This window comes from Streptomyces sp. NPDC005263 (assembly GCF_042872365.1).
GTDB lineage: Bacteria > Actinomycetota > Actinomycetes > Streptomycetales > Streptomycetaceae > Streptomyces.
Genome location: NZ_JBIAKJ010000002.1, coordinates 1 through 13,802, shown reverse-complemented (window position 1 = coordinate 13,802; position 13,802 = coordinate 1). Strand labels below are relative to the sequence as shown.

Annotated in this window: 9 protein-coding genes; all 9 read right to left on the bottom strand. The window is 70.6% G+C overall.

The window, feature by feature from the left end; genetic code table 11:
• Window positions 1–248: 248 nt before the first annotated feature.
• The 9 genes from ACFYRY_RS07385 to ACFYRY_RS07345 all read right to left on the bottom strand — a co-directional run bounded on the left by ACFYRY_RS07385 (window position 249) and on the right by ACFYRY_RS07345 (window position 12,708).
• Window positions 249–2,702: a HelD family protein gene (locus ACFYRY_RS07385; RefSeq protein ID WP_389141164.1), complete on the bottom strand. Its 2,454-nt coding sequence runs from the start codon at window positions 2,700–2,702 to the stop codon at window positions 249–251.
• Between the two features lie 81 nt (window positions 2,703–2,783).
• Complete coding sequence (locus ACFYRY_RS07380) at window positions 2,784–3,608, bottom strand: zf-HC2 domain-containing protein (protein ID WP_389141162.1); 825 nt, start codon at window positions 3,606–3,608, stop codon at window positions 2,784–2,786.
• The gene (locus ACFYRY_RS07375) at window positions 3,608–4,129 is read right to left on the bottom strand and encodes a sigma-70 family RNA polymerase sigma factor (protein WP_010039908.1); all 522 of its coding nucleotides are present in this window, start codon (window positions 4,127–4,129) and stop codon (window positions 3,608–3,610) included. The genes ACFYRY_RS07380 and ACFYRY_RS07375 overlap by 1 nt, the downstream gene beginning before the upstream one ends.
• 318 nt (window positions 4,130–4,447) lie before the next feature.
• Window positions 4,448–5,041: a CGNR zinc finger domain-containing protein gene (locus ACFYRY_RS07370; RefSeq protein ID WP_389141160.1), complete on the bottom strand. Its 594-nt coding sequence runs from the start codon at window positions 5,039–5,041 to the stop codon at window positions 4,448–4,450.
• A 319-nt stretch (window positions 5,042–5,360) separates the two neighbouring features.
• Window positions 5,361–6,515 carry a uroporphyrinogen-III synthase gene (locus tag ACFYRY_RS07365; protein WP_389141158.1) on the bottom strand — a complete coding sequence of 385 codons (1,155 nt, stop codon included), beginning with the start codon at window positions 6,513–6,515 and terminating at the stop codon, window positions 5,361–5,363.
• 167 nt (window positions 6,516–6,682) lie between these two features.
• Window positions 6,683–8,065 (bottom strand): nitrate/nitrite transporter, encoded by a 1,383-nt coding sequence (locus ACFYRY_RS07360; protein ID WP_389141156.1) that lies wholly within the window; start codon window positions 8,063–8,065, stop codon window positions 6,683–6,685.
• Between the two features lie 227 nt (window positions 8,066–8,292).
• Window positions 8,293–9,516, bottom strand: a complete 1,224-nt coding sequence (locus ACFYRY_RS07355; protein WP_389141154.1) for an acyltransferase — start codon at window positions 9,514–9,516, stop codon at window positions 8,293–8,295.
• The gene (locus ACFYRY_RS07350; RefSeq protein WP_389141152.1) at window positions 9,513–11,693 is read right to left on the bottom strand and encodes a polysaccharide deacetylase family protein; all 2,181 of its coding nucleotides are present in this window, start codon (window positions 11,691–11,693) and stop codon (window positions 9,513–9,515) included. Before ACFYRY_RS07350 ends, ACFYRY_RS07355 begins: the two co-directional genes overlap by 4 nt.
• Window positions 11,694–11,835: 142 nt before the next feature.
• Window positions 11,836–12,708, bottom strand: coding sequence for a hypothetical protein (locus ACFYRY_RS07345; protein WP_389141150.1), 873 nt, complete (start codon window positions 12,706–12,708; stop codon window positions 11,836–11,838).
• Window positions 12,709–13,802 lie beyond the last annotated feature (1,094 nt).

Genomic DNA, 13,802 nt, shown 5'->3' with positions numbered 1-13,802 from the left:
CGAAGCCGCAGGGAATTCGCAGGGAAGTCGCAGCGAAGTCGTGGAGGAGCACGGAAAAGAGGCCCACGTCACGTGGTGGCGTGGGCCTCTCATCCGTTCAGTGACACCGACCCGCCATGCTCGCCTCGCGGCAAGTGGTCGCTCGTAGCGACGAAGGTTGGGCCCGGGGGCTTGGATCGGGCCGGTGCCACACTCAGGCTAACAAACGGATGCCCGAACGCCATTCCCGTCCGGGGAGTTCACAGCAATCAGTCCCGCAGCAGGTCCGGCACGCCGTCGTCGTCCGGCGTGTCCCGCTCCGCCGACACCACCGTGAGCTGCTGCGTCGCCCGGGTCAGGGCCACGTACAGCACCCGCAGGCCGGCCGGTGACTCGTCCGCGATCTCCGCCGGGGAGACGACCACCGTCGCGTCGTACTCCAGGCCCTTGGCCTCCAGGCTGCCGAGGGCCACGACCCGGTCGCCCAGTCCGGCGAGCCAGCGTCGCGCCTCGTCGCGGCGGTTCATGGCGACGACGACGCCGACGGTGCCGTCGACGAGGTCGAGGAGCCGGGCGGCCTCGGCCCGGACCGTCTCCTTGAGCGAGTCCCCCACGACCGCGAAGCGGGGCTGGACGCCGGTGGAGCGGACCGCCGACGGGGACGGCGAGCCCGGCATGGCCAGCGCCAGCACCCTGGCGGCCAGTTCGGCGATCTCCGCCGGGTTGCGGTAGTTCACCGTCAGCTCGAAGCGGCGGCGGGGGCGGGTGCCGAGGGCCTCGTCGCGGGCCTGGGCGGCCTCGTCCGGGTCGGACCACGAGGACTGGGCGGGGTCGCCGACGACCGTCCAGGTGGCGTGCCGGCCGCGGCGGCCGATCATCCGCCACTGCATCGGCGTGACGTCCTGCGCCTCGTCGACGATGACGTGGGCGTACTCGGTGCGCTCCTGGGCGAGCCGCTCGGCCCGTTCGCGCTGGGTCTCCTCGCGCACCGGCATCAGTTCGTCGAGGCCGGTGAGCTGGTCGAGCGGGTCCGCCTCCCGCTTGCGGCGCGGGCGGGCCGGGGTGCCGAGGATGGCCTGGAGCTCGTCCAGCATGGCGATGTCGTGCACGGACAGACCGTCCCGGCGCAGGGACCGGGCGACCCTGCGGACCTCGCCGGGGTTGAGGATCCGGCGGGCCCAGCGGCCGAGCCGGCGCTCGTCGGCCATGGCGTCCAGGACGGCCGCCGGGGTCAGCTCCGGCCACCAGGACTCCAGGAACTCCAGGAAGCTGTCCTCGGAGCTGACGTCCTCGTCGAAGGAGGAGCGCAGCTCGGCGGCCAACTCCGGGTCATTGTGCCGGCCGGCCGCGCCGGACCGCGCCCACAGGGCGTCCAGGAGCAGTTTGCGGGCGCGCGGGCGCAGCAGGTTCACGGGCGCGGTGCCGCTGAGGGCGCTCTGCCGGATGCTGTTCAGCTCCGGGGCCTCCAGCTCCAGCCGCCGCCCGAAGGCGACCACCCGCAGCCGGGTGGGCGGACCGGCGGGAGCCTGCGGCTTCTCGTCGGTCGCGTCGGGCTCGTCACCGAAGGTGAGCTGCTGGGACGCGGGCGCGCCGGAGGCACCTCTGCCTCTGCCGGTGCCGGGTCCCGTGCCGCCGCCCTCCCGTTCCAGCGCGCCCCGGGCGGCCTTCCGCAGCACCTTCAGCATGCGGTACGAGCCCTTGGCGCGGGCGGTGGCCGGGGAGTCGTACAGGGTGGCCTCGGCGCCGGCCGCGTCGTCGGCGAGTGAGCCGATCGCGCGGATGGCGACCTGGCCCTCCTCGCCGAGGGACGGGAGGACGCCCTCGGTGTACGCCACGAGCAGCGGGGTCGGGGAGACGATCAGGATGCCGCCCGCGTACCGGCGCCGGTCCTGGTAGAGCAGGTACGCGGCCCGGTGCAGGGCGACCGCCGTCTTGCCGGTGCCCGGGCCGCCCTCGACGTACGTCACGGAGGCGGCCGGGGCGCGGATCACCAGGTCCTGTTCGGCCTGGATGGAGGCGACGATGTCCCGCATGGAGTGGGTGCGGGCCTGGCCGAGGGCGGCCATCAGGGCGCCGTCGCCGATGACGGCCAGCTCTTGTCCGTCGAGGTGGGCCCTCAGCTCGGGGCGCATCAGGTCGTCCTCGACGCCGAGCACCCTGCGGCCCTTGGAGCGGATCACCCGGCGGCGCACCACCCGTCCCGGGTCGACCGGGGTGGAGCGGTAGAAGGGGGCGGCGGCGGGCGCCCGCCAGTCGATGACCAGCGGGGCGTAGTCCTGGTCGAGGACACCGATGCGGCCGATGTGCAGGGTCTCGGCGATGTCGGCGGTGTTGTCGTCCCGTACCGCGCCGTCGGCGGGTTCGACGGCGGTGTAGGCGCCGTCGGGCCCCTTCTTGCCGTCCTTGCCGCGGAGCAGGTCGATACGGCCGAAGAGGAAGTCCTCGAACTCGTTGTTGAGGCGGTTGAGGTGGATGCCGGCCCGGAAGACCTGTGCGTCCCGCTCGGCGAGCGCGCCGGGGGTGCCGACCTGACCGCGCTGTGCCGCGTCGTTCATGAGGAACTCGGCCTCGTGGATCTTCTCCTCGAGGCGCTGGTACACCCGGTCCAGGTGTTCCTGTTCGACGCTGATCTCGCGCTTCCGCACGGAGTCCTGTGCGGATTCCTGGACCGTGTCCTGTGCGGCGACGCGAACGGCGGTTTCCTGCTGAGCCTGAGCGGCCACCGGGCCCCCTTCTGACGTGCTGGGCAGCCGTCAACCGTACGCGAAGGGGGCCCGGGGAAGCTATGTATCCGGTTCAGCGATTCACGCGTCGACCTGCACGAGCTTCTTGCCGTCGAAGGTCATGACCTCGTAGTGGTCGGTCTCGTTCGGGGTGAAGGCCGCTCCGCCGCCGATGTAGAGCGGGTTCTTGGCCTTGTCGGTCTTGCCGTCCGGAAGGCCGTAGCCCCAGTCGGGGACGGACCAGGAGGAGATCGTCTCGCGCTCGCCGTTCTTGCCGACGGCGATCAGCGAGCACTTGATGGGGCCCTTGACGTTCTTGAGCTCGAGGACGACCTCGGAGCCCCAGTCCTTCTTCTGCGTGCCGATGGTCGCACTGACGTCCGTCGAGGGGTCGGTGGCCGTGACCTTGTCGTTCATGGCCTCGAAGGTGGTCTTGGCCGAGCTCGCCAAGGGGGTCGCCTCGGTGCCGCCGCCCGCGTCGCCGCCGTTCGCGGCCACCGCGACCAGCGGGCCGCCGATGATCAGCGCGGCCGCGGCCGCGATCATGTAGAAGCTCTTGCGGCGCTTCTGCGCGCGGCGCTCGGCCACCTCGTCGACGAGGTTGTTCACCAGCCGTGGGCTGGGCTTGGCGGACAACGAGTCACCGATGCCGGGTGTGCCGGAGCCGGGCAGGTCCGCGAGCGCGGCCAGCATCGGTTCCATGCCGGCGAGTTCGTCGAGTTGCTGGGCGCACCATTCGCAGGAGGCGAGATGGGCCTCGAACGCGGTCGCCTCGGCGTCGTCGAGAAGGCCGAGGGCGTAGGCACCGACGGTTTCGTGCTCGTTCGGGCCCGGAGATCCCATCATGGGGCCAGACATACCCGTACCACCCGTACCGAATCCCTGTGATCCCCCGTACACACTCATCACGCCGTCACCCCCCGCTCCTCCAGTGCCAGCTTCATCGACCGCAGGGCATAGAAAACCCTTGAGCGAACGGTGCCACTGGGTATGCCCAGGGTTTCGGCCGCTTCATTGACCGTACGCCCCTTGAAGTACGTCTCGACGAGTACCTCCCGGTGGGCCGGGGTCAGGTCGTCGAGCGCATCGGACAACGTCATCAGCCACAGCGCCTTGTCGATCTCGTCCTCCGCGGGGATGACCTCCAGCGGCGACGGATCGACCTCCTGCGGCCGGGCTTGCCGGCTGCGGTGGCCGTCGATGACGATGCGCCGGGCGACCGTCACCAGCCAGGGGCGTACCGATCCGGTCGCTCGATTGAGCTGGCCGGCGTTCTTCCAGGCACGGATGAGTGTCTCCTGCACGACGTCCTCGGCTCTTTGCCGGTCGCCGGCAACCAGGCGGAGGACGTACGCAAGGAGAGGTCCGGCGTGCTCCCTGTAGAGGGCACGCATCAGCTCCTCATCAGGTTCCGAGGGCTGGGACATGCGATGTCGGGCCCTCGATCCATGTTCATTGGCCACGACAGAATCCTTGCGCACGCCCACCTCCGATGTCCCGGGGTTCCCCCAGTCGGTCGCTCACCGACGAGTACGGGTGCGACCAGTCGGGTGTTCAAAGTGGGGCGACAGTTTTCTTGTGGGTGTCGTGACGAGGACGGACATGACCACACATTCCAACCGCTCGATCTTCACATTTCCGCCACACGCAAAAGGTCGCGGCGCCTGCCCGTGAGGTTCCTCGGGTAAACGATGTGTAATCGAAATCACTTCGACAGTGGCTTCACATAAGGGGCACATCGCCGCTCAGGCGCGGGTGAGTGCCGCCCGGCGACGATGCCTGGCGACTCTTTCGCGGTTCCCGCAGACCTCACTGGAGCACCAACGCCTCCTGCGGCCACGTGAGGTGTCGAGGTAGACGATGGGGCAGTTGTCCCCTTCGCACTGTCTGAGCCCCGCCCGCGCGAGCGGATCGGTGAGCAGCTCCACCACGTCCCGGGCGACGGCCCCGAGCAGCGCCGTGCACGCGGGCGGTCCCCCCAACTCGCGCACGAGCGCGCCGTCCGGACCGGGCACGGCTCGGGGAGCCGGGGGCGCGGCACGGGCGATCTCGTTGACGTGGGCGAGCGCGAGGTCGTAGGGCCGCCCCTCGGGAGCCAGACCGCCCGGCACCAACTGCCCGATACGGGACCGCAGTTCACGGAATCCGGCCAGCCAGGAGGCGTCGGCGTGCGCCAGCTGGGTGCCCGCCGGGACGAGTCCCGATCCGGCGATCCAGGCGCGCAGCACCGAGACGGAGCCGAGGCGTTCGACGGGGTGGGTGGTCGCGAGGAGGTCCAGACAGATCCGCCCGGCGTCGAACCGCAGCTCGTACGCGTCCGTGGCCGTACCCAGTGCCATGTGCCTGTCACCGCCTAGGTCACCCCCGGTGGGAAGGGGTGGGTGAGATGCCAGCGAGGGGGTTGGGGGAAGCGTGCCGACCCGTGCCCTCTAACAGTGCCTGCCCGATCCCGCCGCCGGAACCCCTCGTACCGGCGGTGAGCGGCGGCCGCCTGACGACGGTCACGAACTCGCCGGCTACCTACTCCAGCACTGACCCGCGCCACTCCAGCCCGTCCGGCGTTTGAGGACGAGGCCGTCCAGGCCGACAGCGGGGGCCCGGGGGCGGCAGCCCCCAGACGACGATCATCGTGCCGACGATCACCTCGCCGGCAGGCGCCTACTCCCCGTCCGAGTACTTCGCGTCGGCGGCCGGGTCCAACGCCAGCCGGTACCCCCGCTTCACCACCGTCTGAATCAGCTTCGGCGCCCCCAGCGAGGTCCGCAGGCGAGCCATCGCCGTCTCCACGGCATGCTCGTCGCGACCGGAACCGGGCAACGCCCGCAGCAGTTCCGAGCGGGCCACCACCCATCCCGGCTGCCGGGCCAGGGCCCGCAAGAGGGACATCCCGGCCGGCGGCACCGGCTTCAGTTCCCCGTCCACCAGCACCGCGTGGCCGCGGATCGCCACCCGGTGCCCGGCGATCGGCAACGTCCGCGCCCGCCCCGGCAGTTCCTGGCACAGCAGTTGGACGAGCGGACCGAGCCGGAACCGCTCCGGCGAGACGGTGTCGACGCCCCGGGCCTGCAGCGGCAGCGCGGTGACCGGGCCGACACAGGCCGGCAGGACGTCGTGGTTGAGCGCGCCGAGCAGTTCGGGCAGCAGGCCGCGTTCCTCGGCCCGGGACAGCAGCGAGGCGGCGGCCGGCGCGCTGGTGAAGGTGAGCGCGTCCAGGCCGCGGGACACGGTGGCGTCCAGCAGCCGGTCCACCGGCCCGATGTCCTCCGGCGGCATCCACCGGTAGACCGGCACCCCGAGCACCTCCGCTCCCGCGGCCCGCAGCGACTCCACGAACCCCGGCAGCGGCTCACCGTGCAGTTGTACGGCGACCCGGCGGCCGTCCACGCCCTCCTCAAGGAGCCGGTCGAGCACCTCGGCCATGGACTCGGACGACGGCGACCACTCCTCGGTCAGACCGGCGGCCCGTACCGCGCCCTTGACCTTGGGACCGCGTGCCAGCAGTTCCACTCCCCGCAGCCGGGCCAGCAACTCCTCGCCGAGGCCCCAGCCGTCGGCGGCCTCGATCCAGCCGCGGAAGCCGATCGCGGTGGTGGCGACCACGACGTCCGGCGCCTGGTCGATGACCTCCTTGGTCGCCGTGAGCAGCTCACTGTCGTCGGCAAGAGGCACGATGCGCAGGGTGGGGGCGTGCAGGACGGCCGCTCCACGGCGTTGGAGCAGTGCGCCCAGCTCGTCGGCCCGGCGCGCGGCGGTCACCCCCACGGTGAAGCCCGCGAGGGGGCCGTGGTCCGGTACCTGCTGTTCGTCGTCCATCAACTCTCGTCTAACTCTCGTCCCGCACTCGAGTCGGCACCTGCGTGAGGTGGTGGCACCCAGGTATGAGGTGCCGCACCCAAGGATGAGTGCCGGCACCGCACGCCGATCGAGCCTGTCAACGGTGCGTGACAGGCTCGGTTCGGCATGATGTCAGCAGTGTTACGTCACACTTCCGCGTAGTTGAGCTGCGGCTTCGTGTCTGTGGCCGCCGCCGTCGTGACCTGACGGACCGGACGGCGAAGGTATACGGCCCAGGTGACCACGAAGCAGGCGCCGTAGAAGGCGAGGAAGGCGACGAAGGCGCCGGTGCCGGAGCCGTAGGAGAGGAAGGACTGCCGGAAGGCGAGGTTGATGCCCACACCGCCGAGCGCGCCGACCGCGCCGATCAGACCCATGGAGGCACCGGAGAGACGGCGCCCGTAAGCGGCGGCCGCTTCACCCTCCAGCCCCTTGGCCAGGGCCTTCGTCTGGAAGATGCCGGGGATCATCTTGTACGTCGAGCCGTTGCCGAGGCCGCTGAGGACGAACAGCACCACGAAGGCGCAGGTGAACAGGGTCAGCGACTTCTGCATGCTGGCGGCGATGAGAACCGCGGTCGCCACGCCCATCCCGACGTAGTTGTACAGCGTGATCTTCGCGCCGCCGTACTTGTCGGCCAGCGAACCGCCCACGGGCCGGATCAGCGAGCCGAGCAGCGGGCCGATGAAGGTGACGTACGCGGCCTCCAGCGGGGTGCGGCCGAACTGGTTCTGCAGGACCTGGCCGAAGGCGAAGCTGTATCCGATGAACGACCCGAACGTCCCGACGTAGAGGAAGGACATGATCCAGGTGTGCCCGTCCTTCGCCGCGTCCTTGGCGGCGCCGGTGTCGTTCTTCACGGACGCGAGGTTGTCCATGAACAGCGAGGCGAGGACCGCGGCGACCACGATCAGCGGGATGTAGATCCCCAGCAGCACCCGCGGACCGCCGCTGGCACCGATGATCGCGAGCGCGACGAGCTGGATGACCGGCACGCCGATGTTGCCGCCGCCCGCGTTCAGGCCGAGGGCCCAGCCCTTCTTGCGGAGCGGGAAGAAGGCGTTGATGTTGGTCATGGAGGAGGCGAAGTTGCCGCCGCCGATACCGGCCAGCAGGCCGACCAGCAGGAAGGTGTTGAAGGAGGTGCCCGGCTTCATCACCGCGAACGCGGCGACCGTCGGGACGAGGAGGAGGGCGGCCGAGATGATCGTCCAGTTCCGCCCGCCGAAGATCGCGACCGCGAAGGTGTACGGCACCCGCACGACGGCTCCGACCAGCGTCACCATCGACGTCAGCAGGAACTTGTCCGCCGGGGTGAGCCCGTACTCGGGGCCCATGAAGAGCACCAGCACGGACCACATGGTCCAGATCGAGAACCCGATGTGCTCGGAGAGAACGGAGAAGAGCAGGTTGCGGCGGGCGACCTTCTCTCCGGTCTCCTTCCAGAAGGTCTCGTCCTCCGGATCCCACTGCTGGATCCAGCGGCCGCCCCTGCTCGGGGGTGCGGGGGCTGTGCTAGGGGCTGTCATGACGCCTCCACGGTCTACCGGGGCTCGGGTGGTTCGAGGGAGTGGCTGAGTCCCGACGGTAGGGAGGGCGCGTTTCCGGTCTGTGGCACTGGGTGACCGGAAGGGAACTTTGCTCTCACCGAGCGTGCAGTGGGGATGAGAGGTCTCGGAACGTTATGTGCCCCGGCCCGCGGAGGCCACGACGCCGGCGGTGTCCGCCGCCATGGCCGCTCGCACAGGTCACCCCGTCAGCGGTGCCTGCCGTTAGGGCCGCCCCCGGACCCGTCCGGCCACAGCCTCGGCCGCCTCTTGGCCGCCACGTCCTCCATCCAGCCGAAGGCGAGAACGCAGCAGGCGGTGAGGGCCCAGACGACGACCAGCAGGGGCCAGGAACTCTCCAGCAGCCAGGGGGTGTGCTCCTCCAGCAGCGGAACGTTCCACAGGTGGTCCCACAGCGACTCCGCGACCACGATGCAGACGTTGTGCCACAAGTAGATGGTCACCGCCCGGGAGTTGAACAGGGTGACCAGCCGGTCCCAGCGGCGCAGCGGGCGCGGCCACTCGGACCAGGAGGGGCTGAAGTGCAGGAGCAGCAGCACGGTGGCGAAGGACCACAGGGACTGGGCGAAGGGGATGTCGTCGAGGTCGTGGTCCGGTCGGAAGCCGTGCGTGAGCATGTACCACAGGCCCAGGCAGCCGACGACGGGAGCGAGCGAGGGCACGACGTAGCGGGGCAGGCGTTGCAGGATGCCTTCCTGGTGGGCCATGCCGAGGAGCCAGCAGGCGCCGAACGCGCCGAAGTCGACGAGGTTGGAGTCGAGCCGCCAGCTGGGCACGGTGACCCAGCCGAACTCCAGAGCCGCGGACAGGGCGATCGGCGACAGGATCGTCGCCGAGGGCAGCGCGCGCAGCGCCTTCAGCAGGAACGGCGACAGCAGGACGAACCACAGGTAGGCGCGGATGTACCAGAGCGGTACGGCCAGCTGTTCGGCCCATTCGCTGCCGATCAGCCCGTGGATGCCGGGCAGTCCCTCGCCGTACGGCGGGTCGCTCAGCGGCAGGATCCAGAAGGAGAGGTGGATCCACCACCAGCCCGGATGGCCCTCGGAGTCCGGCCCCCAGCCGCCGAGTAGCATGCCGGACACCCCGATGGCGCCCAGCAGCCACAGCGGCGGCAGCAGCCGGCGCATACGGCCGCGGACGACCTGCGCCGCGGGGCGACTGCCGAGGGAACGGGCCATGAGGTTGCCGGCCAGGGCGAACATCACGCCCATGGACGGGAACACCACCGGGAGCCAGGCCCAGCCGAACAGGTGGTAGAAGACGACCCGGCCGAGAGCGATGGCCCGCAGCAGATCGAAGTAGCGGTCACGCCCGGGAGCGGCACCCGACCGCCGCTCGGGCACGCCACCGGGCTGATCCGGCTGATCCGGCTGTTCCTTCGTGACGGGCTCTGTGGGTGCGGTACTCATCCCACCGGCCTCCTTTCCGCGACCTTCGCGCTCTGCGCGGGTGCGTTCGGCGGCGCCGACACCCCGCCCATGCGCCGCAGCTTCTGCCAGCGCAGCCGGCCGCCGGTGAGGGCGGTGATCCAGGACTGGAGCAGGACGACGTACATCAACTGGCGGTAGAGGATCTGTTGCAGGGGCAGTGAGATGAGCGGGGTCAGCCGCTCGCGGTCCAGGACGAAGGAGTACACGGCGCAGGCCGCCTGGATGGCGAGGACGCCGAACCAGGCCCCGATCGTCTTCTCGGTGGGGCCGAAGACCAGGCCGTAGATGAGGAACACGTCGATCAGCGGGGCCAGCAGCGGTGCCAGGACCATGAAGAGGGACACCAGCGGCAGCCCGACCCGGCCGAAACGGCCCGAGGGGCCCCGGTCGAAGAGGGCGCCGCGGTGTTTCCAGATCGCCTGCATGGTGCCGTAGGACCAGCGGTAGCGCTGGGACCACAGCTGCTGGACGGACTCCGGGGCCTCGGTCCAGGCGCGGGCGTTCTCGGCGTAGACGACGCGCCAGCCGTCGCGGTGGATGGCCATGGTGATGTCGGTGTCCTCGGCGAGCGTGTCGTCGCTCATGCCGCCGACCCGTTCCAGGGCCGTGCGCCGGAAGGCTCCGACGGCGCCCGGGATGGTGGGCATGCACCGCAGGACGTCGTACATCCGGCGGTCCAGGTTGAAGCCCATCACGTATTCGATGTGCTGCCAGGCGCCGATGAGGGTGTCCTTGTTGCCGACCTTCGCGTTGCCGGCGACCGCGCCGACCCGGCGGTCCCCGAAGGGCTGCACGAGTTCGCGGACCGTGGACGGTTCGAAGACGGTGTCGCCGTCCATCATCACGACGAGGTCGTACCGGGCGTTCGCCACGCCCCGGTTGAGGGCGGCGGGCTTGCCCGCGTTGAGCTGGCGGACCACGCGGACGCCCGGCAGGGCGAGGTCCTCCACGATCCGGGCGGTCCCGTCGCTGGACCCGTCGTCGATGACGATGACCTCGATCGGATGGTCGCTCTGCATCAGTGAACGCACGGTGCTCTCGATGCACTTGGCCTCGTTGTACGCCGGGACCAGCACCGACACCGGTTCGGTGACGGGCTCTCCCCAGCGGAAGCCGCGACGGCGGACCCGTCGGACGTGGATGGCGGAGAGCAGGAACATCAGGCCGAAGCGCGAGATGACCAGGAACCCGATGACGGCGAGGCCGACCACCAGGACGGCGGTGACGTTGTCCGAGGCCTGCACGAGGAAGGTCCAGGCCTTGCCCTTCCACAGGTCGACGCCGGCGACCGGGGTGAGTGCGCTGGGCGCGTCGAGGGCCTCGGTGAGGTTGTCGAACTCGTAGCCCTTGGCCTGCATGTCGGGCAGGAAGCGGTCGAGTGCCTGCACGGTCTGGTGGCGATCGCCGCCGGAGTCGTGCATCAGGACGACGGCGCCCTTGCCGCCCTTGGGCGTGGCGTTGCGGATGATCTGCGCGACGCCCGGCTTGCGCCAGTCCTCGCTGTCGGTGTTGTTGACGACGGTGATGTAGCCGCGGCTGCCGATGTACTCGGTGACCGGCCAGGACCTGTCGTCCATGGCGTCGGCGAAGGAGGAGTACGGCGGCCGGAAGAGCGAGGTGCGGATACCGGCGGCGCCGGTGATCGCGAGCTGGGTCTGGGACAGCTCCCAGTCGATGCGCTTCTCCGACTGGTAGGAGAGGTCGGGGTGGTTGAAGGTGTGCAGGCCGACCTCGTGGCCCTCGTCGACCATGCGTTTGACCAGGTCCGGATAGCGCGAGGTCATGGTGCCGGTGACGAAGAAGACGGCGTGCGCGTGGTGCTTCTCGAGCACGTCCAGGACCTTGGGGGTCCAGGTCGGGTCGGGGCCGTCGTCGAAGGTGAGGACCATGCGGTGGTCGGGCACGTTCAGGCTGGTGGTGCGGCCCGAGCGGGTGTCGATGACCGGGCCCCCGTCGAGTATCTTCTCGGGCACCTTGTCGGTGGCGGCCTCGGGACGGACACGGTGGTCGGCGAGGATCTCGCTGTGGACGTAGCCGCGCAGCATCAGCATCGCCATCAGCGCGACGAGGACGAGCAGCGGCAGCAGCAGACGCATGGGCAGGCGGCGGCGCCGGGAGCCGTCGGGGCGTTCGGACCGTCGGGTGCGGGATGGCATCAGAGGGTGTGCTCCCTGAACGGGGATGCCATCGGGCGATGGACACCGGGGACTGGGGTGCCACCGGACGACGAACGTTCGTGCGGCGGGCGAGCGGAGCCCGGGCGCCGTCCGGTGGAGGGCGCCGTGAGCGGTCGGTTCATCAGGTGACGGGGACGGTGGACGACGACGGAGCCGGGTGGGCGGTGGTCGACTCCGTGGCGACGGGCGTCGGGGCGTTCGGACCGTCGGCCACCGGGCCGCTGCCGGGGGCCGGACTGTCGCTGGTGCCCGTGGTCACGGTCGGTGTGGGCGTGGGCGTGGTCGCCGATCCGGTCGGCGTCGGGGTGGCCGGACCCGTGGCCGACGGGGTCGCCGTCGGCGTCGGGGTGGACGCGGTCGGGCCGGTGCCCGGCCCCTTGGCGGTGCTGGTCGGGCTCGCCTTCGGGGCGGCCGAGGTGCCCGGCTTGGCGGGGCTCGCGCTGGCACCGGACGCGGTGGCGCCGGGTGTCGGAGCGGTGGCGGTGCCCTGACCGACCGTCGGGGTGGTGGAGCCGGGTGAGCTGCCGTCGGTGCTCGCGCGCGTCGCCGAGTCGGTGGGCGGCGTCGAGCTGCCGACCTTGCCGGCGGGCTTTCCCTCGTCCTGCCCCGGTACCGGCAGCCAGGGCGCGTTGGAGTTGCCGGACAGCAGGGTGACGACGATGACGACGGCGTACACCGCGCAGGCGAAGCCGACGGCGATGCCCATCCGACGGTACAGACGGCTGCGGCGACCCGACTCGTCCACGAAGACGGGGCCGTCGGAGCCGTCCTGAGCACCGCCCGGTTCGTCGGCGGCGCCGGGCCCCACGAGCAGGTCATCCAGCTGCCGACCCATGCCGTCGAGTTGGACCGTCACCTCGTGCGGATCATGGGCGTTGTCCCCGTCCTCGCGCCGATTCCCGCCCAGCATCTCGTGGCTGGAACCCGACCCGTCGGACTCCCCCCACGGGTCCCGCACACCAGCCGTCAGACCCGCCGACCCGGTACGGCCCACGGACCCTCCCGGCGACCCGAGAACATCGGCACCGTCGGTCCGGCCCGCACCCGGGAAACCCCGGGCACGCCGCCCGAGCCTTCTCGCCCCACCCGCCACCGAGGCGGACCGGTCACTCTGACTCGGGATTCCGTTTTCGCCCAGCATCGGCAACTCGGCCCCTCTGGCCTCCGGAAAGGCCTGGACACGACCTCCTGGAGCGGCCTTGGGCCATTCCGGTTGCGCTTCTTCCTGCCACTTCTTCACGTGCACGCACATCCCCCCACGGGACAGTTCCGGGCGCGCGTTCGACCTCAGCACTCGCCGGTCGAACCAAGCCCCCACCCGGTTCGAGCGCCCCGTTTATCACATTGTGATCAGGCGTTGAATGTAGCGCACGAGGAGGTCCTGTGTTGGCATCGTGTCAATAACGAGGGCCCACAGGGCCCACATCAATGGCTGAAACTCACCCCTCAACGCCTCGCTCATACCAGCGCCCCTAGCCCGCCAGTTCGATCAAAGCCCGCCCAAGCGCGAAAAACCCCGGACGCACGAGCCCCTTACGTCACACCAGTGACACGAGTGACCAAGAAACGACCACACTCAAAACCCAGGCCACCCCCGCACCCTTGGCCGGAAAATCCACCACCCCAAAAACCACTCCCCACCCCTCCCCCACCCCCACCAGCCCCCAAAACAGGGGGCGCACCCTCACTCCCCTCCCCCCAAACACCACCCCGTCCCACCCCACCCCACCCCGGCGTACGCGCTACCCCCAACCCCCGCGCACACCACGACGCGCAACCCCGCGCACGGCGAGAAGGGAACGGGCCGGAGGAGGCGCCCGCACCCGCGCACGGCGCGAAGGGAACGGGCCGGAGGAGGCGCCCGCACCCGCGCACGGCGCGAAGGGAACGGGCCGGAGAAAGCGCCCGCACCCGCGCACGGCGCGAAGGGAACGGGCCGGAGAAAGCGCCCGCACCCGCGCACGGCGCGAAGGGAACGGGCCGGAGGAGGCGCCCGCACCCGCGCACGGCGAGAAGGGGACGGGTCGGGGGTGTCCGCCCGCAGCGGTTGTCGCGTCAACACCGCCCACCCCCCAACAAACCGATTCC

Coding starts and splice junctions, on each gene's coding strand:
- ACFYRY_RS07380 (WP_389141162.1), bottom strand. CDS start 3,608: ATGAGTGTGTACGGGGGATCACAGGGATTCGGTACGGGTGGTACGGGT.
- ACFYRY_RS07375 (WP_010039908.1), bottom strand. CDS start 4,129: ATGTCCCAGCCCTCGGAACCTGATGAGGAGCTGATGCGTGCCCTCTAC.
- ACFYRY_RS07370 (WP_389141160.1), bottom strand. CDS start 5,041: ATGGCACTGGGTACGGCCACGGACGCGTACGAGCTGCGGTTCGACGCC.
- ACFYRY_RS07365 (WP_389141158.1), bottom strand. CDS start 6,515: ATGGACGACGAACAGCAGGTACCGGACCACGGCCCCCTCGCGGGCTTC.
- ACFYRY_RS07360 (WP_389141156.1), bottom strand. CDS start 8,065: ATGACAGCCCCTAGCACAGCCCCCGCACCCCCGAGCAGGGGCGGCCGC.
- ACFYRY_RS07355 (WP_389141154.1), bottom strand. CDS start 9,516: ATGAGTACCGCACCCACAGAGCCCGTCACGAAGGAACAGCCGGATCAG.
- ACFYRY_RS07350 (WP_389141152.1), bottom strand. CDS start 11,693: ATGCCATCCCGCACCCGACGGTCCGAACGCCCCGACGGCTCCCGGCGC.